General features: G+C 64.5%; 20 protein-coding genes. 11 read left to right on the top strand and 9 right to left on the bottom strand.

The annotated features are described in order from the left end of the window. Positions 1–33: 33 nt before the first annotated feature. Complete coding sequence (locus tag VLA65_RS01245; RefSeq protein WP_332601560.1) at positions 34–1,494, top strand: hypothetical protein; 1,461 nt, start codon at positions 34–36, stop codon at positions 1,492–1,494. Positions 1,495–1,604: 110 nt separating this feature from the next. Here the strand turns inward: VLA65_RS01245 and VLA65_RS01250 are convergent, their stop codons facing one another. Beyond that, positions 1,605–3,101: a chlorohydrolase family protein gene (locus tag VLA65_RS01250; RefSeq protein ID WP_332601561.1), complete on the bottom strand. Its 1,497-nt coding sequence runs from the start codon at positions 3,099–3,101 to the stop codon at positions 1,605–1,607. A gap of 210 nt (positions 3,102–3,311) precedes the next feature. Between VLA65_RS01250 and VLA65_RS01255 the strand changes: the two genes are divergently transcribed. Together VLA65_RS01255 and VLA65_RS01260 are read left to right on the top strand one after the other, a co-directional pair. Continuing rightward, complete coding sequence (locus VLA65_RS01255) at positions 3,312–4,721, top strand: DUF3100 domain-containing protein (protein WP_253257187.1); 1,410 nt, start codon at positions 3,312–3,314, stop codon at positions 4,719–4,721. 889 nt (positions 4,722–5,610) lie between these two features. Next, complete coding sequence (locus VLA65_RS01260) at positions 5,611–6,108, top strand: uracil-DNA glycosylase (RefSeq protein ID WP_284992035.1); 498 nt, start codon at positions 5,611–5,613, stop codon at positions 6,106–6,108. A gap of 5 nt (positions 6,109–6,113) precedes the next feature. Here VLA65_RS01260 and VLA65_RS01265 read toward each other — a convergent pair whose 3' ends face one another. After that, positions 6,114–6,560: a DoxX family protein gene (locus VLA65_RS01265; protein ID WP_306964029.1), complete on the bottom strand. Its 447-nt coding sequence runs from the start codon at positions 6,558–6,560 to the stop codon at positions 6,114–6,116. A gap of 117 nt (positions 6,561–6,677) precedes the next feature. Here VLA65_RS01265 and VLA65_RS01270 point away from each other — a divergent pair, with 117 nt between their 5' ends. After that, positions 6,678–7,778, top strand: coding sequence for an FAD-dependent oxidoreductase (locus VLA65_RS01270; RefSeq protein WP_332601838.1), 1,101 nt, complete (start codon positions 6,678–6,680; stop codon positions 7,776–7,778). A gap of 79 nt (positions 7,779–7,857) precedes the next feature. Here VLA65_RS01270 and VLA65_RS01275 read toward each other — a convergent pair whose 3' ends face one another. Further along, complete coding sequence (locus VLA65_RS01275; protein WP_059388022.1) at positions 7,858–10,077, bottom strand: NADP-dependent isocitrate dehydrogenase; 2,220 nt, start codon at positions 10,075–10,077, stop codon at positions 7,858–7,860. 210 nt (positions 10,078–10,287) lie between these two features. On the opposite strand from VLA65_RS01275, the gene VLA65_RS01280 reads away from it, so the two are divergent. Together VLA65_RS01280 and VLA65_RS01285 are read left to right on the top strand one after the other, a co-directional pair. After that, positions 10,288–11,271 (top strand): trypsin-like serine peptidase, encoded by a 984-nt coding sequence (locus VLA65_RS01280; protein WP_059388023.1) that lies wholly within the window; start codon positions 10,288–10,290, stop codon positions 11,269–11,271. Between the two features lie 172 nt (positions 11,272–11,443). Beyond that, positions 11,444–12,475, top strand: a complete 1,032-nt coding sequence (locus VLA65_RS01285; RefSeq protein ID WP_332601562.1) for a trypsin-like serine peptidase — start codon at positions 11,444–11,446, stop codon at positions 12,473–12,475. Between the two features lie 174 nt (positions 12,476–12,649). Here the strand turns inward: VLA65_RS01285 and purH are convergent, their stop codons facing one another. Beyond that, positions 12,650–14,320 carry a bifunctional phosphoribosylaminoimidazolecarboxamide formyltransferase/IMP cyclohydrolase gene (gene purH / locus VLA65_RS01290; protein WP_307053053.1) on the bottom strand — a complete coding sequence of 557 codons (1,671 nt, stop codon included), beginning with the start codon at positions 14,318–14,320 and terminating at the stop codon, positions 12,650–12,652. Positions 14,321–14,440: 120 nt separating this feature from the next. On the opposite strand from purH, the gene VLA65_RS01295 reads away from it, so the two are divergent. Genes VLA65_RS01295 through VLA65_RS01305 form a run of 3 tightly spaced genes read left to right on the top strand, consistent with a single transcriptional unit; the run spans position 14,441 to position 17,704 of the window. Then, positions 14,441–15,379 (top strand): N-acetylglucosamine kinase, encoded by a 939-nt coding sequence (locus VLA65_RS01295; RefSeq protein ID WP_307053052.1) that lies wholly within the window; start codon positions 14,441–14,443, stop codon positions 15,377–15,379. Beyond that, positions 15,363–16,331 carry an N-acetylmuramic acid 6-phosphate etherase gene (murQ, locus tag VLA65_RS01300; protein WP_307053051.1) on the top strand — a complete coding sequence of 323 codons (969 nt, stop codon included), beginning with the start codon at positions 15,363–15,365 and terminating at the stop codon, positions 16,329–16,331. The genes VLA65_RS01295 and murQ overlap by 17 nt, the downstream gene beginning before the upstream one ends. Positions 16,332–16,351: 20 nt before the next feature. Then, on the top strand, positions 16,352–17,704 hold the full coding sequence (locus tag VLA65_RS01305; protein WP_332601563.1) for an MFS transporter: 1,353 nt from the start codon (positions 16,352–16,354) through the stop codon (positions 17,702–17,704). A 97-nt stretch (positions 17,705–17,801) separates the two neighbouring features. Here VLA65_RS01305 and purN read toward each other — a convergent pair whose 3' ends face one another. Further along, positions 17,802–18,374: a phosphoribosylglycinamide formyltransferase gene (purN, locus tag VLA65_RS01310; RefSeq protein WP_284991732.1), complete on the bottom strand. Its 573-nt coding sequence runs from the start codon at positions 18,372–18,374 to the stop codon at positions 17,802–17,804. 38 nt (positions 18,375–18,412) lie between these two features. On the opposite strand from purN, the gene VLA65_RS01315 reads away from it, so the two are divergent. Continuing rightward, positions 18,413–18,835, top strand: coding sequence for a hypothetical protein (locus VLA65_RS01315; protein ID WP_253257189.1), 423 nt, complete (start codon positions 18,413–18,415; stop codon positions 18,833–18,835). 30 nt (positions 18,836–18,865) lie between these two features. Here VLA65_RS01315 and VLA65_RS01320 read toward each other — a convergent pair whose 3' ends face one another. Beyond that, a complete protein-coding gene (locus VLA65_RS01320) occupies positions 18,866–20,197 on the bottom strand; it encodes a cell division protein PerM (RefSeq protein WP_284991733.1) in 1,332 nt (443 codons plus the stop codon). A 397-nt stretch (positions 20,198–20,594) separates the two neighbouring features. Here VLA65_RS01320 and VLA65_RS01325 point away from each other — a divergent pair, with 397 nt between their 5' ends. Further along, positions 20,595–21,059, top strand: a complete 465-nt coding sequence (locus VLA65_RS01325) for a DUF4383 domain-containing protein (RefSeq protein ID WP_332601564.1) — start codon at positions 20,595–20,597, stop codon at positions 21,057–21,059. Positions 21,060–21,213: 154 nt separating this feature from the next. On the opposite strand, the gene VLA65_RS01330 is transcribed toward VLA65_RS01325, so the two are convergent. The 3 genes from VLA65_RS01330 to VLA65_RS01340 are packed head-to-tail and all read right to left on the bottom strand — an operon-like array spanning position 21,214 to position 23,908. Beyond that, positions 21,214–21,945 carry a maleylpyruvate isomerase family mycothiol-dependent enzyme gene (locus VLA65_RS01330; protein WP_332601565.1) on the bottom strand — a complete coding sequence of 244 codons (732 nt, stop codon included), beginning with the start codon at positions 21,943–21,945 and terminating at the stop codon, positions 21,214–21,216. After that, entirely contained in the window at positions 21,945–22,781 is an 837-nt protein-coding gene (locus tag VLA65_RS01335; RefSeq protein WP_332601566.1) for a fumarylacetoacetate hydrolase family protein, read from the bottom strand. Before VLA65_RS01335 ends, VLA65_RS01330 begins: the two co-directional genes overlap by 1 nt. Continuing rightward, positions 22,778–23,908: a cupin domain-containing protein gene (locus tag VLA65_RS01340; RefSeq protein ID WP_332601567.1), complete on the bottom strand. Its 1,131-nt coding sequence runs from the start codon at positions 23,906–23,908 to the stop codon at positions 22,778–22,780. The genes VLA65_RS01335 and VLA65_RS01340 overlap by 4 nt, the downstream gene beginning before the upstream one ends. Positions 23,909–24,156 lie beyond the last annotated feature (248 nt).

Below are 24,156 nucleotides of genomic sequence, written 5' to 3' on the forward strand. Positions count from 1 at the left end.
CTTTTGGAACTACTCGTTCAGGAGAACAACATAATGCACAGCATGATTCGCAAGGGGCTGCTTGGCACCCTCTTTGCCGGTGGGTTGATAGCCCTCGGCGCAACTGCCGCGAACGCGGCAGACACCACTACAAGTGCGCTGGGCAATGACTCAGGCACCCAAGTCGTTGCACCGGTGTCCATTCCGGTGAACGTCGGGTCGACGTCGCTCTCAATCCTTTCGGGCGCCGCGACCACCGCCCCTGCACTCGCCCCGGTTCCGGCCCCGGCGACCAATTCCGGCGGAGCAGCCGTCCCGTCCGGAACCCAGGTGGTGGCTCCGATATCGGTCCCTGTTAATATCGGAGCCACCTCACTGGCAGTTCTGAGCAAATCCGCCCCTGGAACAGCCTCTGGCACCCAGGCGACGGCTCCCGTCAGCGCACCGGTCACCGCTCCAGTCACCCTGGGTGACACCTCGGTCAACGTCCTCAGCACGACACCGACAGGCACCAGCGGAGGCACCGGCGTCACGGCACCGGTGAACGGACTGGCCACCGTCGGTGACACCTCGGTCAACGTCCTCAGCACGACACCGACCGGCACCACCGGAGGCACTGGCGTCAGCGCGCCTGTCACCGCTCCAGTCACCGTGGGTGACACCTCGGTCAACGTCCTCAGCACGACACCGACCGGCACCACCGGAGGCACTGGCGTCAGCGCGCCTGTCACCGCTCCAGTCACCGTGGGTGACACCTCGGTCAACGTCCTCAGCACGACACCGACCGGCACCACCGGAGGCACCGGCGGAACCGGCGTCACGGCACCGGTAACCGCTCCTGTCACCGTGGGTGACACCGCGGTCAACCTCCTCAGCACGACGCCGACCGGCACCACCGGAGGCACTGGCGTCAGCGCGCCTGTCACCGCTCCAGTCACCGTGGGTGACACCTCGGTCAACGTCCTCAGCACGACGCCGACTGGCGCCACCGGAGGCACCGGCGGAACCGGCGTCACGGCCCCGGTGAACGGACTGGCCTCCTTGGGTGACACCTCGGCGAGCCTACTCGGCACCGCGTCGACGGGCACCAATGGAGGCGTCGGATCGCTCTTGAGTGCAGGACTGACGGCACCCTTGGGTCTGCCGAACACTGTCGGCACCGCATCGGTGGGTTTGGGATTGCCCTCTATCAGCCAACCCGTTGTCACCCTGCCCGCCGTCACGCTGCCGGTCGTGAGCCTGCCCGTCGTGAACGGGCCGGTCGGATCTCAGGGCTTCGTCGATCCGGCTGCAGCCGCTCCTTCGGTTGAGACACCGGCGGCCCTTGCATCCGAAACTGCAGCACAAGCCAATGCGGCCTCTGTAACTGCAGCGGGTGCTGTTGGGACCGGAACGGCTGTTCTCGCAAGCACCGGCTTCAATGGCCTGTGGTTGTTGTTCGCGGCAGCGCTGCTGTTGCTTGGCCTCATCGTGATGGTGGGCAGCCGGAAGATCCGGGCAACAATTCCCGCATAGTCACCGGCTCGGGCTTCTCCACCGCATTGGGTGTAGCCCGCTCGCAGCTCCTCCGCAGGGCAAACAGCCCCGCGGAGGAGCTCACGCGTGAACATAGGGACTTCTGACCCTTAAGCTGCGTACGCCGTCGCGTCATGTGTCAGAGCTGCTGCCGGGGCATAGACCGGTGGAAACAGCTCGGAGGCATCGCGCCGCAGGTAGTCGCGTTCGCCGTAGGCGTCCACCATCTGTCCAAAGAGCTGCTGACCCTCAGCGCGCAGTCCATCCAGGTCGATGCCTGGGAGCGAGCCGTCAACAACCACGGGGCGGCCCGCAACGTACGTGTCGGTGACATTGCGTGCCGAACCGTTGAGGATGAGCGTGCGCAATGGATCTTCCACGACTCCGTCACGGAAGTCCTCCAGTGAGGCGACCATAATGTCGGCTTGGGCGCCCGGACACAGGCGCCCCAGGTCGTCGCGACCCAGTGCCCTGGCACCACCCAGGGTGGCAGCGTCGAAGAACGCCGAGACCGTACCAGCGTCCCGGCGGCCCTCTGCGATGCGGGCCAGGTGCGTGCCGACGTCGATGCCCTTGATCAGGTCCGGTGGGAATGAATCCGTTCCCAGGCACATGTTGACCCCGGCGGCTGCGAAGGCGTCAAAGGATTTGAGCATGCCTGAGTAGTGGAACGACGTCAGGGGGCAGTGAATGATGCTGACGTCATGCCGGGCCAGCACATCCAACGGCCCGCCTTCTGCGCTGGAGGACGGGTCGGTGCCGTCGATGACAACCCCGTGCGGGATGAGGAGCCGCGTGTCCAGCAGGCCTGAATCCGCAAGCTGCTCAAGGACTGTACGCCCCGTGAGCTTGACGAGGAAACCGTCTTCATTGGTCCCCTGGAGGCAATGGAGGCGGACCAGCGCGTTGCGTTCGGTGGCCAGTTCGGCAGTCCGGCGCATCAGTTCGTCCGAGAGTGTCTCGATCCGGCATGGCAGCAGGACACCGGTAAGCAACGGGTGTCCTAGCTCGTCGGCGTAGTCGAGGAACCGTGCGGCGTCGGCGAACCCTGTGCGTCCCTCCTCCTCGTCGAAAAGGATCACGCGCTGGCCGTCGTGGTCAGTGACGTTGATCCCCGAACGGTACGCGGAGCCCAGGAAGCCGCGCAGGCCGAGCTCGATGCTGGACTGTGCCATCCCTTTGAGTTCCTCGAAGGTTTCCGCCCAGGAGCTGTGGATCTCCGAGGCAATCGGCATGTAGGTGGTCACGCCGTGCAAGGCCAGCTGCGCCAGCGCAAACTTGCGTACGCTCTGGCGCTGCGTCGCGGTGAAGACATCGCGGCGGCGGTTATGGAAGTAGTCTTCTGACCATTGCAAGCCCGGAGCGATTTCCTCGGTGGGCCAGGAGTCGAAGATCATGTGATCAATGTCCGCCAAGGCGTCGAGATCGATGAGGCCAGGGGAGATGAGGCTCTGTCCAAAGTCCCGGCGTTCGTCAACGGGACCGGCGTAGTCGGTACCCACGTAGATGATCTCGTCATCCCTCATCACCACGTGCCCATCCGTGTGCATGACGTGCCCGGTCCCGTCATAGCCAAGGACGTACCGGGCAGAAAGCTGAGTGATCATAAACCCTCCAAATTTGGTATCCCAAGGTCAAAAAGCTGCAGACCGAGTCCGGCATCGGACGATCGCGCGAATGCCCTAGGTTTGGGGAATCCGAGCAGCTTTTGTGACATGTCTTGCATTGCGATGTGATCCACCTTACCATCTTTGGTATACCAAATGGCATGGATGTATCCGTCCCTCGCCACTGCAGCACACGAAGGGTGCACAACAATGAAGAACCAATCCACAACCACTCCGGAGGTGGATACGCCCGTAGTCAACGTCGATCACGGACGGGCCCGCCTCTTCACCCCGACCGCACGGCAATGGGGATCGATGATCCTGCTGTCCACAGCCGTCTGCGCCGTCGCCATCCTGGCCGGAACACACAAGATTCCCCTCGGCAACGCCGCTATCGTACTCATGCCCGTCTTGTGGGCCGTGCTGATGGGCGCCGTCATCGGCGTCCAGAAGGTGCGCCCCATGTCCGGCCAGAGCCGTGCCGTGGCCTCGGTATTGCTCAACGTCAGCATCGTCATGTTCCTCGGAGCCCTCGGCACCCAGGTGGGACCCTCCTTCGCCAAACTGACTTCCCTCGGTCCGGCCATCCTGCTCCAGGAAGTCGGCCACATCTTCGGAACCGTCATCATTGCCCTGCCGGTCGGCGTCGCGCTGGGCATGGGCCGCACGGCCATCGGGGCCACCTGGGCAATTGACCGGGAATCCTATTTGGCCTACGCACTGCAGCGTTTCGGTGTGAAGTCCCCGGTCTACCGCGGCGTCTTCTCCGTGTGGCTGCTGGGCAGTGTATTCGGCGCCGTCTTCATCTCCCTCTTGGCCGGCTTGCTCGGCGGAATGGGCATCTTCGACCCGCTTGCACTCGCGTTGGGCCTGGGCCTCGGCTCGGGATCCATGATGCTTGGCGGCGTCGCGGCCCTGTCCATCCTGTATCCCGGGCAAGCACCGGAGATCATGGCGCTTGCAGCCCTGTCGAACCTGGTGACGAACCTTGTGGGCTTCTACGCCGGAGCCTTCCTTTCGTTGCCGATGTCTTTGCGGCTCTACAAGTTCTGGTCGCGCCTCTTCCGCCGCGATGACGAAGGCAAGCGCCTTGACCGCAACGGGAACCCCGTTGCCGCGAAGCTGCGCCGGCCACAGGACCGATCCAAAGTGGACGTTTCAGCCGTGCTCCAGGACCCCGAAGTGCGCACGAAGCCCTCAACGTGGATTATCGCTTTCGGTGCAAGCATCGCCGCGGGCGTGGTCCTCAACGCCTTGGGCACCAAGTCCACCAGTATCAACGACGTCATTGGCGTGGTGATCCTTGGCCTCCTTACCGCGCTGGCATTCGTACTGGCCAAGTACGTTCCCGCCGTGCCGTCGAGCGTATGGGTCCTTGCGCTCGCCACGTTGGCAACAGCTCCGATTCTGCCTTTCAGCGGCTTGATCGTCTCCTTCACCCACAACCTTGACCCGCTCTACGTGGGCCTTGGCTCGATCGCCCTGCTCGGCATGAACGTTGGACGCGACATCAACGCGCTGAAGACACTCAACTGGCGCACGGTCATTGTGGCGACCATCACGTTCTCCGCAAGTTTCATAGCGGCCGCGGCACTTGCACAATTCGTCATCCACATCTGAGGGCTGACGCCGGACGACTGACGCCGAACAAGGGCGGTGGAATGGACTCTTTCGTCCATTCCACCGCCCTCTCGTGTCTCCGCCCGCCCTCGGCGGCGCCCACGGGTGATGTTCGACGCATCGCGGTTCCTTGATCCCCGGAGCCGCGCGACATACCGAGTCAGATGAACGGCTGAAGGACTCCAGACCATCTATGGCTTGCTAAGATCTAAAGGCTCAACCGGTCCCCCGGAGAGCCCCCATCAACTGGCCCGGAAACGGACGCGCCCCTTCGCGCCCGATACTGGCCCCTGCCCGACCCCAGGAGACCCCTGCTCTCATGACCGCATTGGCCGAACCGGACTATTTCGAGGTCCACGACGAGGATTACCGCACCGAACTGGACTCGCGGTACGAGGAAGGTTTCGGGCGCGACCCCGAGCTCGACGACGACTACGGCACCGGCTACGACGAACTCGACAAGCTCTTCGATGGTCTGTTTGACGACGAGGATGATGACCTGGACGCCCCGGCCAAGGCCGAAAAGAAGGTTCCGGCCAAGAAGGACGCTCCGAAGGCTGCTGCCGCAAAGACGGCCACGCCGAAGAAGGCGCCCACAAATTCGGTGCCCAAGGCCAGCCCGGTCATTACCCGCAGGGTGGTCCCTGCGGCCGCTCCCGTCGTCGAACCCGCCGCCGAACCGGTCGCCACCGTCGTCGAACCCGCCGTCGTCGAACCGGTCGCCGCCGTCGTCGAACCCGCAAGCTCCGAAGCGGCTCCCGCGGAAGAATCGGTGACTCCCGCGGTTCCGGACAGCCCTTTCTTCGCCCCGCACATCGCTCCGGTCAACCAGCATGTGGAGTTCCTCCGCAAGCTCCGCCCTGGCTTCGAAGTCCCCTACGTGGATCCGATGCACTCGGTGGAGGATTGCCGGATTGTCAGCCTGTTCTCCAACACCAGCGAGGCCTCCCCGCGGGGCGTTGTGTGGGCCGGAGACGACGCCGCCGCCACCCGGCTATTGGGTCTGCAGTTCCAGCTCGGCCTGCGCCCGGAATGGATGATGCCGTGGAACACCCACCCGTGGTTTACTCCGGGCGAGGCGAACGGAAAACTGACCCCCGAGCAGGTCAGTGCCGGGCTCAAGCCGCTCATCGCGTTCCTCAAACTCGTCCCGCGCGCATCGGCGATCGTCGCGCACGGAACGGAAGCCAACCGCCTGGCGCAGATGCTCCTCAAGACTGACAACCAGCTGATCTGGCGCCGCGGCCTGAAGGTCTACAAGGCCCGTTCGCTGCACGGGCGCGCCTTCGCCGGTTCCAAGGAACGCCAGACCGAATGGCTGATCGAAATGGGCCGCTCCTACGCGGACGCCATGGCCCGCGCGGGTCTCCAGGCGGGTCGGCGCTAGGAAACCTAGCGCCGCGATTTCCGGGCTGGCTTCCCGGCAAACAGTCTCCGGTCCAGCGAAACCGCCCCGGAACCGATGAAGGCGAACGCCAACGCCAACGCGATATACAGGATGAGCAGTTCGGCGTTGATTCCGGGGCTATCGCTCAACAACGGTTTGCCCGATTCGGTGACAAACCAGATCCCTGCGTACATGAGGGCCGCCAGGAAGCCAGCCACCCGCGTCAGGGCGCCGAGCACCAAAAGTGCGCCCAGCCCGGTTTCACCCCAGATGACCAGCCAGGACATCAGCTCCGCTTTTTGAACACCCATCGCGGCGATGGTTGCCTCAAACGCAGGCTGCCCCGCGAGCAGCTTCTGGACTCCGTGCACCAGCAAAAGGCCGCCGAACACGATCCTTAGAAACGCGATGCCGCGCGAAGACGAGGTCTGCGAAGGAAGGAGGAATTTCACCCGATCCAATCTTCCATGCGGAGGGCACAGCTCAAAACAGCCGCTCCGTCCACGGCAGAATGGAAACCGCAGCGGACCTCGGTGGGAGGGCCGCAGGACAGGATGGATGAAGCCGGGATGGATGTTGACGTCGTCGTAGTCGGCGGAGGCGCGATGGGATCAGCTGCGGCCTGGCAGCTCGCACTCAAGGGGCGATCGGTGGTTCTCCTTGAGCAGTTTGAGGAGGGGCACCATGTAGGGGCTTCCCATGGCGCGACGCGCAACTTCAACACGGCCTACGCAGAGGGTGACTACCTCGCCTTGGTCAGCGAAGCGAGGAACCTCTGGGACAGGCTCGCGGAGGAAACCGAAACTCAGTTGTTGGATCTTGTGGGTCTGGCCAACCACGGAAATGTTGCCCGGCTCCGGGAAGTTCGGACCGCGCACGCTGAGCGGGGCATCGCAAGCCAGTTCATCTCCGCCAAGGAGGCGTCAGAGCGTTGGCGGGGCATGGTGTTCCGAAGCGATGTCCTCTTCGTGCCGGAATCGGGCCGGGTCCGGGCGGCCGAGGCCCTCAAGGCGCTGCGCACATCGGCCGAGGCACACGGTGCCCGCTTCGAGTATTCGACCCCTGTTCGCGAGATCCGCGTGCTCGGCGAGGATCGCGCCGTCGTCGTGACCGATTCAATGGAAATCACGGCGCGCCGGATTGTCATCGCGGCGGGCGCCTGGACCAGCAAGCTTGTCGGGACGCAAGTCCCACTCCCCCGTTTGGTGGTCACCCAAGAGCAACCTGCCCATTTCACGCCCATCGATGATTCCCCGTCCTGGCCGAGCTTCAACCACGCGCCGGACCCGGGAGATCCCCGTGACGACTATTGGTACAGCCCCGTCTATGGGATGCTCACTCCAGGCGAGGGGGTCAAGGCGGGGTGGCATGGCGTAGGGCCTGTCACCGATCCGGATGCCCGCACATTCGAACCCGAGCCGGTTCAGCTGGAGGCCCTCCGCCGCTACGCTCGTGAGTGGCTGCCCGGGGTCGACGCCGAATCGGCGGTTCCCATCAGCTGCACTTACACGAGCACGGCCAACGAAGATTTCCTGCTCGACCGTTTTGGACCGCTGGTGGTCGGCGCGGGGTTCTCAGGCCACGGATTCAAGTTCACCCCGGCTATTGGCCGCGTACTTGCCGATCTTGTCGACGGGATTGACGCGCCGCGCCGCTTCCGCCGCGCTTAAATGCAACTAACTCGCAGTTGTTGTCGTTCTGAGCGCTCAAAACGACAACAACTGCGAGTTAGTTGGGTGGGCGGGGCGCCTAGTTCAGGGTGGCGACAACCTCGTTGAGCTTTGCTGAAGGTCGCATCACGGCCTCCGCCTTGGCGGCGTCGGGGCGGTAGTAGCCGCCGATGTCGGCAGGCGAACCCTGGACTCCGAGCATCTCGGCAATGATGGTGTCCTCGTTGGCCGTCAGGGCCTCGGCGACGGCGGAGAACGCGGCGGCGAGCTCCGTATCGTCGCTCTGCTGGGCCAGTTCCTGTGCCCAGTACTTCGCGAGGTAGTAGTGGCTGCCTCGGTTGTCGAGTTCGCCCACCCTGCGCTTCGGGGACTTGTTGTCGAGCAGGAACGTGCCGGTGGCGCGGTCGAGCGTGTCCGCGAGGACCTGTGCCCGGGCGTTGCCGGTGGTGGTGGCGAGGTGCTCGAAGCTGACGGCCAGGGCAAGGAATTCGCCCAGGCTGTCCCAGCGCAGGTGGTTTTCCTGCAGGAGCTGCTGGACGTGCTTCGGAGCCGAGCCGCCGGCACCGGTCTCGAAAAGGCCGCCGCCGTTGATCAGCGGGACCACGGAGAGCATCTTGGCGCTGGTGCCAAGCTCGAGGATCGGGAACAGGTCGGTGAGGTAGTCACGCAACACGTTGCCGGTCACCGAGATGGTGTCTTCGCCTTTGCGGATCCGCTCCAGCGTGAACGCGGTGGCCTTCTCCGGGGACATGATCTCGATCTGCAGGCCTTCGGTGTCGTGGTCCTTCAGGTATTCCTTGACCTTGGCGATCAGCTGGGCGTCGTGGGCGCGGGTTTCGTCGAGCCAGAAGACAGCCGGCATCTTGGAGGCGCGGGCACGGGTGACGGCCAGCTTGACCCAGTCGCGGATCGGCACGTCCTTGGTCTGGCAGGCGCGCCAGATGTCGCCCGGGGAGACTTGGTGTTCGATCAACACGGTTCCGGAAGAATCCACAACCTGCATGGTTCCGGCGTACTCAACCTCGAAGGTCTTGTTGTGGCTGCCGTATTCCTCAGCCGCTTGTGCCATCAGGCCGACGTTCGGAACCGTACCCATGGTGGTGGGATCGAAGGCGCCGTGGGCACGGCAGTCATCGATGACCACCTGGTAGACATCTGCATAGCAGCTGTCCGGGATGACCGCGAGAGTGTCGGCTTCCTTGCCGTCCGGTCCCCACATGTGGCCGGAGCTGCGGATCATCGCCGGCATCGAAGCGTCAACAATGATGTCACTGGGAACGTGGAGGTTGGTGATGCCCTTGTCCGAATCGACCATGGCCAGCGCCGGTCCGTCTTCCAGGCCCTTCTTGATGGCCGCCTTGATGCCTTCGCGGACGTCTTCCGGGAGTTCATCGAGGCCGTTCAGGATGGAGGCGAGGCCGTTGTTGGCGCTCAGGCCGGCAGCAGCGATCTGCTTGCCGTAGGTGTCGAAAAGCTCAGAGAAATACGCCTTGACAACGTGGCCGAAGATGATCGGATCGGAGATCTTCATCATGGTGGCCTTCAGGTGTGCCGAGAACAGCACGCCTTCTTCCTTGGCGCGGACCACCTGGGCAGCCAGGAACTCGTCCAGGGCAGCGGCGCGGAGCACGGTGCCGTCCACTACTTCACCGGCGAGGACGGGGAAGGCCGGCTTGAGGACCTTGACGGTGCCGTCTTCGCGGACGATCTGGATCTTGATGGTGTCGTCGGCCGGGATGACCACGGACTTCTCGTTGGAGCGGAAGTCGTTCTCCGTCATGTGCGCAACGTTGGTCTTGGAGTCGGCGCTCCAGGCACCCATGGAGTGCGGATTCTGGCGGGCGTAGTTCTTCACCGACAGGGGCGCGCGGCGGTCCGAGTTGCCTTCACGCAGGACCGGGTTCACGGCCGAGCCCTTGATCTTGTCGTAACGCGAGCGGATGTCCGTCTCTTCGTCGGAGGAGGGGTTGTCCGGGTAGTCCGGAAGCGCGTAGCCCTGACCCTGCAGTTCGGCAATGGCTGCCTTCAGCTGAGGGACGGACGCGCTGATGTTGGGAAGCTTGATGATGTTCGCTTCGGGCTTCTTTGCCAGTTCGCCCAGTTCAGCCAGTGCGTCACTGATCCGCTGCTCTTCAGTCAGGTAGTCACCGAAGACGGCGATGATTCGGCCGGCCAGCGAAATGTCGCGGGTCTCGACCTCCACGCCGGCCGTTGAGGCGAAGGCTTCCACAATCGGCAGGAACGAGTACGTCGCCAGCATCGGCGCTTCGTCAGTGTGGGTATAGATAATCTTTGCCATTGGCGGGGCATCTCCCTGAAAGTCTGCAGATTTCAACATCTCTAACTTACCTGAGGGGGCCGGATTGGCGCGTACCGGGACGGCCTCAAGCGCGCTGTGCAACGTCATACCGCGCCGAACCTTATGTACCTCCGCACCAAATCGGAGTAGGTTCATTGGGTCAAACTGTGGCCGACAACACGTGGCCGCCAAACGATTGGCAGGACAATCATGACAAAGAAATCACTCCCCATCACTGGTCTCCTGAGCCTCATTACATCCGCCGTTTTGACCCTCTGTGCCGCTGGAGGGGCGGCAGCCGCAACGCCTACTGCGGTTTCGAGCTTCGCAGCGCCTGGGACGCAGCAGCTCGTCAGCCTGGCGACAACAAACACCGACCCCACGGGGTACTGGACTCCCGAACGGATGCAAGCAGCCATCCCGGGCGATGTCCTCGCCCGCAAAGCCCTCGCACGAGGTGGCGCCACCGCCAGCGGCACGGTCGAAACCGGCCCGCCAGTGAAAATCGCCAGCGCCAAGGGCAGCAGCTCGAGCCTGCACCAAGACGAAGACCCTATTGACCACGTCGGCAAGGTCTTCTTCACCATGGGCGCCTTCGCTTACGTCTGCTCCGGCAACGTCGTCGTGTCGGACAACGACAGCACAGTGGCGACCGCGGGCCACTGCGTCAACGAGGGTCCCGGAGCCTTTGTCCAGAACTTCGTGTTCGTTCCGGCCTATCTCAACGGCAATGCTCCTTACGGCATCTGGCCCGCCAAGGCCCTCTACACCACGCCCCAGTGGCGCACCGCCGGCGACATCCGCTATGACACCGGTTTCGCAGTTACCGCCACGGTGAAAGGCAAGCACTTGGCCGACGTCGTTGGCGCGTCCGGCGTGGAATTCAACCAGGACCGGGGACTGAGCTACCAAGCCTTTGGCTACCCTGCCGCCCCGCCGTTCGACGGACAATCGCTGAAGAGCTGTTCGGGTGACGCCACCAAGGACCCCATCAATCCACAGTTCAAGGCGCAGGGCATTCCCTGCGATATGACCGGTGGGTCATCGGGCGGACCCTGGATGGTCGACTCGGGCCGGGATTCCTACCAAAACTCCATTACGAGCTACGGCTACCCTGGTGGCCCGGCTGTGATCTACGGGCCTTATTGGGGCTCCGTCATCCGGGATGCCTACGATACGGCGTCCACATCCTAGGTCTTTCGGCCAGTTGGAAACCAGGCAGAATTCGCATCTTGTCAAACGAAAGTCAAATCTCACAAAACTTGAACAATTTCTATACATGCTTGTCACGGCTTCGGTAGTTTCGGTTCCGTCAGTCGGCGGCCTCCACAAACCGGCGGCCGTCCGCTCGATATCTAGGACAACTGTGACGAGAACCAAGACCTTGGCCACAAGCCTGCTCGGCCTCACTGCCGCCGCCCTACTCGCGCTGGGCGCCGGCAGCGGGGCCACCGCGGCCCCGTCCATAAGCGATGGCACCGATGCGTCGACCGTGAGCAGCAATTCGGCGTCGGACGCGAACACCGCTGACTATTGGACTCCTGAACGGATGAAGAACGCCGTCTCCGGTGACCTTCTGGTCACCAAGGCGCTGACCCGGACACAGGCCGCGGTTGGCCTTTCGGACATACCAACTTCTCCCGATCAGGTTTTTCCCGGGCTTGGCCGCGCACTGACAATCGAAGGCCAAAATGCCACCAGCACTGCAGCGCCGTCCCCCGCCGTGGATCGTAAAGCCAACGCAGGTGAGTCTCCCGTTTCACACATCGGAAAAGTGTTCTTCACACTCGGCGGGGTGAACTATGTCTGCTCCGGCAACTCCGTCACCTCCGCCAACCAGAGCACCGTGTCCACCGCCGGCCACTGCCTCAACGAAGGCCCCGGGGCGTTCGCGGGCAACTTCACGTTCGTTCCCGCCTACCAGGACGGCGCCGCGCCCTACGGAAAGTGGACGGCCAAGGCGCTCTACACAACCAGCCAGTGGTCCTCAAGTGGAAACATCCAGTACGACACCGGATTTGCCGTCATGAACACCCTCAATGGCCAAAAGCTCTCAGCCGTGGTGGGCGCCTCAGGCGTCCAGTTCAACGCTGCCCGAGGACTGGCGTACAAGTCGTTCGGCTACCCCGCGGCATCGCCCTTCACCGGGGAATCGCCCAAGAGCTGCTCAGGCACTGCCACAAACGATCCCAACAACCCCCAGTTCAACACCCAGGGGATCCCCTGCAACATGACGGGTGGCTCCTCCGGTGGCCCGTGGTTCCTTGGAAGCAGCGCCAGCGGATACCAGAACTCGGTGAACAGCTACGGCTACGGAAGCAACTCCACCACGATGTACGGCCCGTACTGGGGCACGGTCATCCAAGGCACGTACCAGACAGCGTCCACAGCCCGGTAACCTCCCCGGCGCAGCAGGGACATGCCCCCTGTTCGCTCCCATGGTTGGACATATTGGGAATATGCCCAGCGCCGACCACCAAAAATGGACATGTCCTCCCGGGAAGGGAGGACATGTCCATTTTTTGGTGCCGCGAGTGGACCCGGTGCGGAGCGCCCGGACCTCGGAAAGGACCTAGTGGAAGAAGTGCCTTGCGCCGGTGAAGTACATCGTGATGCCGGCGGCGTTGGCCGCAGCAATGACTTCCTCGTCGCGCACCGAACCGCCAGGCTGGACGACGGCGCGCACACCGGCGTCGATCAGGATCTGGAGGCCATCGGCGAACGGGAAGAACGCGTCGGAAGCGGCCACGGCACCGCGGGCGCGCTCGGGTGCGCCAGTCGCGACGGCGTTGGAGGCACCGCCGGCACCGTCGACGTTGGACTCCACCTGGACGCCCAGGGTGTTGGCGCGCTCAACGGCCAGTTTGCACGAGTCGAGGCGGTTGACTTGGCCCATGCCGATGCCGACTGCCGCCCCGTTGTTGGCGAGGAGGATCGCGTTGGATTTGGCGGCGCGGCAAGCAGTCCACGCGAACGCGAGGTCGGCCAGCGTGGCGTCGTCGGCGGCAACGCCTGCGGCGAGGGTCCAGTTGGCGGGGTTGTCGCCGTCGGCGTCCACCTTGTCGGCCTGCTGGACGAGGACGCCGCCCGAGACCTGGCGGAGTTCCGTCGGGTAGCGGCCGTAACCGTCCGGCAGCGCCAGAAGGCGGATGTTCTTCTTCTTGGACAGGATGTCAACGGCTTCCGGCTCGAAGCCCGGGGCGATGACAACCTCGGTGAAGATCCCGGCCACGGTCTTGGCCATACCGGCCGTGACAATGCTGTTGGCCGCGATGACGCCTCCGAAAGCGGACACCGGATCGCAAGCGTGGGCCTTGGCGTGGGCGTCGGCAATGGGGTCCGCGGCATCGGCCGAACCCACGGCCACACCGCACGGGTTGGCGTGCTTGATGATGGCGACGGCGGGCTCGGAGAAGTCGAACGCGGCGCGGAGGGCGGCGTCGGCGTCGACGAAGTTGTTGTAGCTCATGGCCTTGCCGTGCAACTGGTCTGCCTGGGCGATGCCGGCGGGGGCCGCCTTGTCCACGTACAGCGCGGCCTGCTGGTGCGGGTTTTCGCCGTAGCGCAGCACCTCGGAGCGCTCAAGGGCGAGGCCGGCGTAGGCGGGCCAATCGATGACGCCGTCACCGTCTTCGTCGAGGAACTGGCTGGCGGTCCAGGTGGCAACGGCGGTGTCGTACGTTGCGGTGTGGGCGAATGCCTTCGCGGCGAGGCGGCGGCGCGTCTTCAGGTCGAAGCCACCCGCGGCGGCGGCTTCCACGACGGCGCCGTAGAAGTTCGGGTCAACAACGATCGCGACGGCGGCATGGTTCTTGGCGGCCGAACGCACCATGGCGGGGCCTCCGATGTCGATCTGCTCGACGACGTCGTCCTGCGCAGCGCCGGAGCGGACGGTCTCCACGAAGGGGTAGAGGTTGACCACAACGAGGTCGAAAGGCTCGATCTCCATCTTGGCCAGCGTTTCCATGTGGGCAGGAACGCGGCGGTCGGCCAGGATACCGCCGTGCACGCGCGGGTGCAGGGTCTTGACCCGGCCGTCGAGCATCTCCGGGGAACCGGTGACTTCTTCGACTTCCTTGACCGGAATACCGGCTGCGGCGATCTTCTTCGCGGTGGAACCGGTGGAGACGATGGCGACTCCTGCTGCATGCAGGCCCTTCGCGAGCTCCTCCAGCCCCGTCTTGTCGTAAACCGAGATCAGTGCACGGCGGATGGGAACACGGTCAAGCTGCGTCAAGCTCACAAAAGTCTCCGTCTTATATCGCGGGATTCCGCGGTTGCTGGGGATATGGACGAGTTTATCGTGTTGTGGCTCCTCTTCGTTTTTCGAGACGTGGCCGCGTCCGCAACATATGGTTGGGCCATGGATTCCGCGGATGTGATTTTGGTTGCCGACGTCGGCAAGAGCCGATGCCGGGTTGAACTCAGGCGAGGCGATGAGGTGGTGGGCTCGGCGGACCAGCAGGGCTTCCCCGGCCTCGGCATGGACAACGGCGCCCGGCTCGCTTTCGAGCTGCTAGCGGACACCGCGGCCATGCTGCCGCGGGGGCTTCCGGCAGCATTCCCGGAAGGTTCCTTGCTTGGAATCGGCGCCGCTGTGGCCGGGGTCGAGGCCTCAGCGGCGAACTCCCACGAACTCGCCGTCCTCCTTTCCGAGCGCTTCAAGGTCCCGGCCGCGGTTCTCTCGGACGCCACCGCGGCCCAGCTCGGCGCCCTGCACGGCGCACCCGGAACGGTGCTGATTGTTGGCACCGGGGCTGTTGCCTTCCGCTTCGACGGCGCCGGAACCCTCCACCGTGCCGACGGTTGGGGACCGCTCTTGGGCGATCGCGGAAGCGGCCGCTGGATCGGCCAGCAGGGCCTTCAGGCCGCACTACAAGCTCACGACGGCGGCCCTGCCACGTCGTTGCTCGGCTCGGCTGCCGCGCTTGTAGGCTCGCCCGCGCAACTTCCGGCGTGGCTCGCCGAATCCGACAACCCGGCACGGACGATGGCGCGTTTCACGCCCGCGGTGCTGAAAGAAGCGGAGGCGGGGGACGCCGTCGCACGCGGCATTGTGGACGAAGCCTGCAGGCTTCTCGTGAACACCGTGGCCCTTGCCGCGGGCGACACGAAGCAGGTGGCGCTCCTTGGCGGCGTCGTGAAATCGGAGTTCTTCGGCGGGCTCTTGCACAACGCCCTCGCTTCGGCTGGGATTGAGGTGGTTGCGGCTCTCGGCGATGGCATGGACGGGGCCGCCCTCGCAGCGAACCGCCGCGGGCTCCTCCAGGAAAGGTACATTCACCGTGACGGAACAGCCTGACGCTTCTTCCCCCGGTACCCCGGACTCCCCCGACGGGCTCGAGGAACTCCGTTCGGAGCTCGCGGGCCTGCAAACCGAAGCCGCGTTGCCCGCGCTCAGTGAGTTGGACACCATGGGCACGGCCGAACTCGTCGCGGCCATGAATGAGCAGAACCGCGGCGTCCCGGCCGCCGTCGAACAAGCCAGCGGGGAAATCGCCGCAGTGGTCGACGCCGTTGCGGAGCGCCTCGCCCGCGGCGGCCGGTTGCTCTACGTCGGCGCCGGAACGGCCGGGCGGCTCGGGGTTTTGGACGCGAGCGAATGCCCGCCCACGTTCGGCACTCCCCCGGGGCTCGTCGTCGGGATCATCGCGGGCGGCACCCAAGCCATCCAGAAGCCAGTGGAGTACGCCGAGGACAACGCCACTGCCGGAGCCCGGGACCTGCACGACATCAGCGTGACCGAGGCGGACGCCGTCGTCGGAATCTCGGCTTCGGGACGCACACCGTACGTGATCGGCGCCCTTGAGGAGGCCCGCAGCCGAGGCGCTTTCACCGCCTCGATCGCTTGCAACCACGCTTCGCCCATCAGCAAACTGGCGGACGTGGCGATCGACGTCGTGGTTGGTCCCGAGTTCGTTGCCGGTTCAACGCGGCTGAAGGCCGGCACGGCGCAGAAACTCGTCCTCAACATGATCAGCACGCTCGCGATGGTCAAGCTCGGGAAGACCTACGGAAACCTGATGGTCGATCTGCGGGCAACCAACAACAAGCTCCTCGCAAGGTCCCAACGGACCATCCAACACGCCACCGGAGTGGACGCAGAGACGGCGATTCGCGCGCTGGATTCCGTGGGCGGATCGGTCAAGGCAGCCATCCTGGTAGTGCTGACGGGGATCGATCCGGGGCAGGCCAAGAGCGCTTTGGACGAGGCCGGCGGCTTCCTGCGAAAGGCGATCGAGAAGCACGGATAGAGTTTTCCCCAGGAGGGGAAATGAATACTTACACGACCGTCCCGAGCGGCGAACAGGTTGTCCAGGAGCTGCCGTGGCGGTGGAAGGTCCAGGGCAGGATTTTCCTGATCGGCGGCCTCGGCTTCATGTTCGATGCCTGGGACGTCACCCTCAACGGCATCCTCATTCCGCTGCTTTCCAAGCATTGGTCCCTCCAGCCCGCCGACGCCGGATGGATCGGGACCGCAAACCTGATCGGCATGGCCTTGGGCGCCTTCGCCTGGGGTACCATCGCGGACACCATCGGCCGGAAACGGGCCTTCACGGCCACCCTGCTGATCTTCTCCATCTTTACTGTGTTGGGAGCTTTCGCGCCGGACATCGTGTGGTTCTGCATCTTCCGCTTCATGGCCGGCTTCGGGCTGGGCGGCTGCATTCCCGTGGATTACGCACTCGTCGGTGAATTCACCCCGCGGAAGCATCGCGGCAAGGTGCTTACCGCTATGGATGGTTGGTGGCCCGTAGGGGCCACCCTGTGCGGCTTCATTTCGGCCGGACTTGTTGCGGCCTTTGCCGATTGGCGCCTCACCATGCTCGTGATGGTGTTGCCTGCCTTGCTGGTGTTCTGGGTCAGGCGGAGCGTGCCCGAATCCCCGCTCTTCCTCATCCGCAGGGGCCGGCGCCAAGAGGCCGCCGACGTCATCGACAGCCTCGTCCTGGCCACGGGAGCCGAGCCGCGCGCCTACAGCCTGCCCGCACCACAAGATGCGCCCCGTCTCTCCGCCGGCAGCGCGTGGCAGCAACTGCGACGGATCTGGCAGTTCAACTGGAAGATCACGACGGCGGCCTGGGCCCTGTTTTTCAGCATCCTTCTGGTCTACTACTTGAGCTTGACGTGGATGCCGCGGATTCTGATCGGCGCCGGGTTCGAGGAGTACAAGGCCTTCGTGACGACAGCCGGGATGGCCGGCGTCGGGCTCCTGGGCGTGGCGGTCGCCGCGGTGCTGGTGGAGCGGGTGGGCCGCAAGTGGATCCTGGCCATCACCGGGCCACTGTCCGCGTTGACCCTGGTGATCGTGTCATTGGTGGTGGACATTCCTGACGCGGCCGTGTTCTGGCTCCTGGCGTTCGGCTTCGTCATCCAGGTGGCCATCCCGGCGCTCTACACCTACGTGTCGGAGCTCTACCCCACGGAGCTTCGGGGTTCCGGCTTCGGCTGGGCCTCGACCTTCTCACGCGTTGGTGCCGGGATCGGGCCACTCGTGTTCGCTTCGTATTTCTGGCCCGAGCTTGGCCTGGCTACGTCTTTCGCCTTGGCTGGCGGGCTGATCGTTGTGGCTGTGCTGTGGATGGCGTTGTTTGCGCCGGAGACCAAGCAGCTCGAGCTCGACTGAGCATGCCCCACGGGGGTGCCCAACTGACTCGCATTTGTTGTCGTTATGAGCCGCCAAAACGACATCTAATGCGAGCTAGTTGGGCCGAACGGAGGACTTAGGCGTGCTTTCCCGCCGCGAGCTCTGCGAGCGTCCGGACCAGGAGCCTACGCTCCACCACCTTGATGCGTTCGTGCAGGGTGTCCTCGGTGTCGTCCGGGGCGATGTCCACCGCTTCCTGGGCGATGATGGGCCCGGTGTCCACGCCGGCGTCGGCCCAGTGGACAGTGCAGCCGGTCACTTTCACACCATAGGCCATGGCATCGCGGACTCCATGGGCTCCCGGGAAAGCGGGAAGCAGCGCGGGGTGGGTGTTGAGGTACTTGCCTTCGAAGGCATCGATGAACTCCGGACTCACAATCCGCATGAACCCGGACGAGACCACCACGTCCGGATCGTACGAGGCAACGGCTTTCGTAAGTGCCGCGTTCCAATCGGCCCTGTCCGCGTAGTCCTTGAAGTCCACCACGAAGGTGTCCAGTCCGGCTTCGGCAGAGCGTTCCACGCCGTAGGTACCCGGCCGGTCGGCTCCCACGGCTGCGATCTCAATGTCCAGCTCGCCCGCCTTCACGGCGTCGATTACTGCTTGGAGGTTGGAACCGGTGCCGGAGACGAGGACAACAATACGCATTGCACTAGCTTATGGCTGGCTCGCGTAGGCTGGAAAACATGAATTCCGGCGTTGGACCCACCCCGCAGCATCAGCCTCAGAGCGAGGCTGCCAAATCAGCGCTTGCCGTTACCCACACGCTGTTCAGGACTTTCCTGCTGACCGTGCTTGGCGCCCTGTTCGTCTATATCCTGAACATCAGCTACGTCTGGCTCAGTGGAATCCTCACCGTCATCGCCGCGGTGCTTGGAGTGGTGGTCCTCGTGCGGGCGATCCGGTTCAAGCAGCCGCGCATCGTTCTGTTCGGCACCATTTCCGGGCTCGTGGTCACGGCCATCATGTGCCTGCTGGTGCTCACCGCAGTCGTCTTCTTCCAACAGGTCACCACCTTGGAGAACTGTGCACGAGGCGCACTGACGCTCCACGCCCAAAACTCGTGCCAGGTGGATTTCCAGAATTCCCTTCCCTCCGGATTGCGCTAGCCGGGGCGCAAGCCAGGTGAGGCAGGCACCTTAGCGGCGGTCGCCGTCGTACACGGAATCGTCGAGATCCGCTTCGCGGAGCTTCTGCCGCCTCTCGAGCCAGGGCCCCACCCAATAACCGATCACGACGCCGATCCCCACCTCCGCGGCGATCCAGACTGCCGTCCACCGCGGGTCCGGGCCGATCTCGGTGAGACGCCCGATTCCGGCGGAACCGCGCGCCAGCCAGGCGAGGCCTCCGGCCAAAGCCCCTGCGACGGCCCCGATGAGCGCGCCGAGGATCAGCGTGGAAACAGGAGCCGTGAACCAGCGCGCCTTGATCTTGATGGAGAGCCATTCGTCGAAGTGGTTCTCCCCCGCCCGCAGGAACCACCAGCCCGCCAACACACCGGCGATCACCGGCAGGGCGAGGGCCGCGGCGCCGAAGTCGAGCTGCCCGGTGGGTAGTGCGCCGAAGACGGGGATCGCGGGCAGCGGCCCGACGGCGGTGCCCAGCGGCCCGACGTGTGAGCCGATGCCGAGGGAGAACCCTGCGCCAGAGGACCAAGCCAAAGCGAATACCGCCAGATTGGGGAGGTAGCCGAGCTGGGCGATGGTCAGGACGCCACCGCCGAGGGCGCCGGCTTTCAGGCCTTCGTAGACGGCGATGATGTCCGTCCAGTGGATGACAAGGTCGACGGCGAGCAGCGTCGCTGAGAGTGTCAGGGCTGCCATGATCGCGACGAATCCGGCCTTGATGGCGGAGCCGAAGTAGGAACCGGCCCAGCGGGAATGTTGGCTTGTGCGTGCAAGCCAATCGACGGCGTCGACCCCAATGAGCCTGCTCCACGAGCCCGACTCACGCCGGGCACCCACCACCATGCCGAGACCGAACGGGATTAGCGGAAGTAAGGCAGCGAACCAGATGTTGATGACGACGTCCTGCGTCCGGCACACGAATCCGGTGGCCGCGCCGAACGCCCCGTAGACAAGCAACGCTCCGAAGAAGGCCTGCCACAGCTGGTCCGTGTAGGAAGCCCTGGCCAGCCGGCGGCCCGCGCGCCACGCCAAAAGGAAGGGGACCAGCGTCAGTCCGAGCGGGATAAGGGACAACATCCCGGAACCCGGTAGACCCGCGGTTCCCATGTTCACAGTGGCAAGTTGCAGCGGAACGCCGTGGACCAGCAACCAGGCTTGGCCAGCCAGGCGTGCCAGGAAATCGACGGTGTGGTTCTGGAATCCGTCAGTTGCCCAGACACCGATCAGCGGCAGGACCACCACGAGCGCGGAGATGATGGCGGCCTGGGCCGACTCAAGGGCGCCCTGCAGCCACAAAGGCATGGGCAGGCCATGGTTACCAGTCTGATCAGCGCGCAGTTTCATCGTGTTCTATCGTGCCACGGCGTGCCCCGCTCCCCCGGCAGGCGCCCGCACGGCCCGCCAATCCCCCAACGCCCGCTCACTTATGAGGCGTTCCGGGCCAACGCGCGCTCACCAATGAGGCACGCCGGGCCAACGCCCGCTCACCAATGAGGCACGCCGGGCCAACGCGCGCTCACTCCGGCCGCACCGCTGTCGTCGTATATGTGTGCGAGCGTTAGCAGGAAACCCGACATACGTGAGCGAGCGTCGGGGAAAACCCACCGTAGGTGAGCGAGCGTCCGGGGCGCGCAGTGCCTGTTGGGGCCGCCGGGCCGGCCGGACGCCGCCGCTCCCAGCGCTTTTTGCATAAGTCAGACGTAAAATTGGATTGTTCGCAATAGGTGGATGGAGGGCATAAATGACTACCGCAACCCCACATGCACGTGGTGTTCACTTTGGACGGACGGACATCCAGAACATCGGCATGGGTGTAGGTATTCTGATGGCGCTGGTGGGCCTTCTCGGATTCATTCCGGGAATCACCATGCGGTACGGGGAATTGCAGTTCTTCGGGCCAAATTCGCACGCAATGCTCCTGGGTGTGTTCCAAGTGTCGCTGCTGCTCAACATTGTGCAGCTCCTCATCGGTGGAACCAGCTGGGCGATGTCCCGCTCGGGCGGCCACAGCGCACGCAATATCCTGATGAGCTTCGGCGCCTTGTACATCGTGTTCAGTGTGTACGGACTGAGTGTCGGGGTTGATTCGGCGGCCAACTTCCTGTCGCTGAACACGCTCGACAACTGGACGTTCATGGTCTTGGGCATCCTGATGATTGCCGCTGGCTGGATGTTTTCACGGCATCTGGCTGACGACGCAAAGTAGCCTATTCAAAGCCCGGATTGAGTTAGCCCGGGATTACAGGAGCCGCCGATGGGTAGGATCTACAGCTAAATCTGAATAGTCATACAAGCGGTTGGTGCAGTTCCTGCGGTGAAGAAGCCGGGAGCTGTGCCAACCTTCTTTGTGCCCGACGCCGTCAGATCCACTTTGGTGCCGCCGGCACGGGCCCAGCGCCAGCGGTCACCCCGCCGGCCCCGCGTCCGGTGGCCCATTGCACGACGCCGGCGAGAGGCCCGGCGACCACGACGGCGGCGTCCGGATCGCCAAACGTGAGGTCCGTGCCAGCGACGCTGACCAACAACCCGGCGTCGGTGCCCCGGGCGGCCCACGAACCGGTGATGTCGCGCAGCAGCCGTTCCAGTACCGACGCCGGGATGTCACCGAACGATGCTCCGTTGTAGAGGTCGACGGCGTGCACCCAGACTTCGCGGGTGCGCATCCAGACCGTTTCCGACGCCGGGACTTCCCTGCCCTGGATGGTCCGGACGGTGTGGTGCCAGGCGTCCTCGGGCAGATCCCGCCATTCCACGCTCAGGTGCACGGCGGAGTGGTCAAACAGGTTCCGCAACGCGATGGGAGACAGGGTGGCGCCGAAGTTGATCTCCTCATCCCGCACTGCAATTGAGGGATACATCGGAGTCTCCACGCCGGTCGACGCCCACTCCACGAGGCGGGCGATGGCCCGCGCGTTGTAGCCCACGTGTGCTACAACGTGGCGGCGAGTCCAGCCGGCAAGCAGCGAGTCGCCGTCGAGCTCGGCATCGGACAGTTCATTGAGCTTGCGGGCGAAGAACGCGGTCCCCCGCCGGGCCTGCAGGAGCTGTTCCTGCAGGCCCGGATCGGTGGTGAGGTCGTGGCGGGCGACCATCAGGCTTCTTTGACCACGCGGTTGCTCAGCTGGCCCAGTCCCTCGATGGTGGTGACCAGGAGCTGACCCTCCTGGAGGTAGCGCTTCGGGTTCTGGGCATGGCCCACTCCGCCGGGCGTTCCGGTCGCGATGACGTCGCCCGGGTTCAGCGTGATGATGGTGGAGATGTAGGACACCAGGAATTCGGGGGTGAACACGAGGTCCCCGGTGGGTGTCTGCTGCTGGATCTCGCCGTCCACTGCGGAGGTCATCAGCGGGCCGGCCTCGAACTCGTCCTTGGTGACCAGGGCGGGCCCGAACGGGGTGGACTCCTCCCAGGTCTTGCCTTGCAGCCATTGGATGGTGCGGAACTGGTAGTCGCGCATGCTGATGTCGTTCAGCACCGAGTACCCGGCTATGTGGTCGGCCGCGTCGGCTTCGCTGATGCGGCGCCCCTTCTTGCCGATCACGACGGCGAGCTCGGCCTCCCAGTCAACCGTGTCCGATTCCTGCGGCAACGCCAGGTCGTCGTTGGGACCGATTAGCGATTCCTGGTATTTCGCGAACAGGGTGGGGTACTCGGGGATTTCCCGGCCCATCTCCTTGATGTGGTTGCGGTAGTTGTGCCCGACGCAGATGATCTTCCCCGGTGAGGGCACGACGGCGGCGAGGTCGGCGCCGTCGTACGCGTGAGTTGCGCCGTTGGCCGCCTCAGCGATAGTCGCCCAGGCGGGGTCCTGCAGGAGGGCGCCAACGTCGGAGAACCCGTCGATCTCGGTCAGGGTGTCGCCGTCCTGGCGGACGGCCACGGTGCCGGTGCCGGTCCCGTCAGAAATGCGGAGGGTGAGGAGTCTCATTTGTTGCGTCCTTCGATGTACGTGCGGTTGAAATTCAGTCGTTCGAAAATGGGGGCGTCGCTGAAGCGGAACAGATCGAACTCACTCTCGGCGTGGAGCGACCATTCCTGCCAGGACGGCACGACAAAGAGGTCGCCCTTTTCCAGGACCTTGGACTCCCCGTTCAGCACCACGGTGCCGCGGCCTTCGAAGACCTGCCAGACACTGGAACCGACTTCGCGCACGGCCTCGGTGGAAGCGCCGGCCCGCAGGCGGTGGAATTCGGCGCGGATGGTGGGCATGACGTCCCCGCCGGTGGTCGGGTTGGTGTAACGCACGGCGGCGTGGCCCTGGGACACCGTGGCCGGGTGGCCCTCGTCCTCGAGAAGCAATTGTTCGCGCAGGGCGGCGTCGGTGTGTTCCCAACGGTAGGCCGCGATCGGGGAATTCACCGTGTCCTGCAGCCCGGAAAGGGGACGGAGGCCGGGGTGAGCCCAGAGCCGCTCGGATCGCGAAACGTCCGGGGTGGCCTCGTCAGTGACACGTTCGGTGCCGAATTCGAAGAACCCGGCGTCCGCGTAGTGCACGAACGGGATGTCCAATCCGTCGATCCACGCCATCGGCTGGTCCGTGTCGTTGTGGTGGCCATGGAAGTTCCAGCCCGGCGTCAGCAGGAAGTCCCCGCGGCGCATCGCCACCGGATCCCCGTTGACGACCGTCCAGACGCCCTCACCTTCGACGACGAAGCGGAACGCGTTCTGCGAGTGGCGGTGCTCCGGAGCTGTTTCGTGCGCGCCCAGATACTGGATGGCAGCCCACAGGGTGGGTGTGGCATACGGAGTACCGCCGAGGCCCGGGTTTGCCAGGGCGATGGCACGGCGTTCCCCGCCACGGCCAACAGGCACCAGGTCCCCGGCACGGGCCGCCAATGGGTACAAATCGTTCCAGCGCCACACGTAAGGCACGGCCTTCGGGGACGGCACCATCGGCATCAGGTCCGCGATCTCGGTCCAGAGCGGAATCAGGTTCCCGGCCTCGAAATCCTGATACAGCTGCTCCAGCTGGGTGGCTTCCTCGGGAGTCGGTTCCGGAACAGCGTTCTCGGCGGCAACTGATTCGTGGGTTGTGCTATCGGCGCTGATGGACACAGAGGCCTCCTCGGGGGTATGGGACAGTTTTGGCGTACTCCAGACCCTAGGGAAGCCCCCAAGTGATCTCCAGCATATTCTGATAGACAGAATCTTCTGGCCCACCTGACGGACCCGCCGACCCAACTGACTAGCAATAGATGTCGTTATGGGCCCTCAAAACGACATCAACTGCGAGTCAGTTGGGTGGGTCACGGCTTGGGTGGGTCACGGCTGGGGTGGGTCACGGCTTGGGTGGGTCACGGCTG

It is taken from the genome of Arthrobacter sp. S2(2024), assembly GCF_036662515.1.
Classification (GTDB): Bacteria; Actinomycetota; Actinomycetes; order Actinomycetales; family Micrococcaceae; genus Arthrobacter.

Excerpts from the sequence above, each read along its gene's own strand:
- VLA65_RS01305 (WP_332601563.1), top strand. The coding sequence starts at position 16,352 with ATGAATACTTACACGACCGTCCCGAGCGGCGAACAGGTTGTCCAGGAG.
- VLA65_RS01270 (WP_332601838.1), top strand. The coding sequence starts at position 6,678 with ATGGATGTTGACGTCGTCGTAGTCGGCGGAGGCGCGATGGGATCAGCT.
- VLA65_RS01330 (WP_332601565.1), bottom strand. The coding sequence starts at position 21,945 with ATGGTCGCCCGCCACGACCTCACCACCGATCCGGGCCTGCAGGAACAG.
- VLA65_RS01275 (WP_059388022.1), bottom strand. The coding sequence starts at position 10,077 with ATGGCAAAGATTATCTATACCCACACTGACGAAGCGCCGATGCTGGCG.
- VLA65_RS01250 (WP_332601561.1), bottom strand. The coding sequence starts at position 3,101 with ATGATCACTCAGCTTTCTGCCCGGTACGTCCTTGGCTATGACGGGACC.
- VLA65_RS01325 (WP_332601564.1), top strand. The coding sequence starts at position 20,595 with ATGACTACCGCAACCCCACATGCACGTGGTGTTCACTTTGGACGGACG.
- VLA65_RS01260 (WP_284992035.1), top strand. The coding sequence starts at position 5,611 with ATGCACTCGGTGGAGGATTGCCGGATTGTCAGCCTGTTCTCCAACACC.
- VLA65_RS01315 (WP_253257189.1), top strand. The coding sequence starts at position 18,413 with ATGAATTCCGGCGTTGGACCCACCCCGCAGCATCAGCCTCAGAGCGAG.
- VLA65_RS01320 (WP_284991733.1), bottom strand. The coding sequence starts at position 20,197 with ATGAAACTGCGCGCTGATCAGACTGGTAACCATGGCCTGCCCATGCCT.
- purN (WP_284991732.1), bottom strand. The coding sequence starts at position 18,374 with ATGCGTATTGTTGTCCTCGTCTCCGGCACCGGTTCCAACCTCCAAGCA.
- VLA65_RS01255 (WP_253257187.1), top strand. The coding sequence starts at position 3,312 with ATGAAGAACCAATCCACAACCACTCCGGAGGTGGATACGCCCGTAGTC.
- VLA65_RS01245 (WP_332601560.1), top strand. The coding sequence starts at position 34 with ATGCACAGCATGATTCGCAAGGGGCTGCTTGGCACCCTCTTTGCCGGT.
- VLA65_RS01335 (WP_332601566.1), bottom strand. The coding sequence starts at position 22,781 with ATGAGACTCCTCACCCTCCGCATTTCTGACGGGACCGGCACCGGCACC.
- VLA65_RS01295 (WP_307053052.1), top strand. The coding sequence starts at position 14,441 with ATGGATTCCGCGGATGTGATTTTGGTTGCCGACGTCGGCAAGAGCCGA.
- VLA65_RS01280 (WP_059388023.1), top strand. The coding sequence starts at position 10,288 with ATGACAAAGAAATCACTCCCCATCACTGGTCTCCTGAGCCTCATTACA.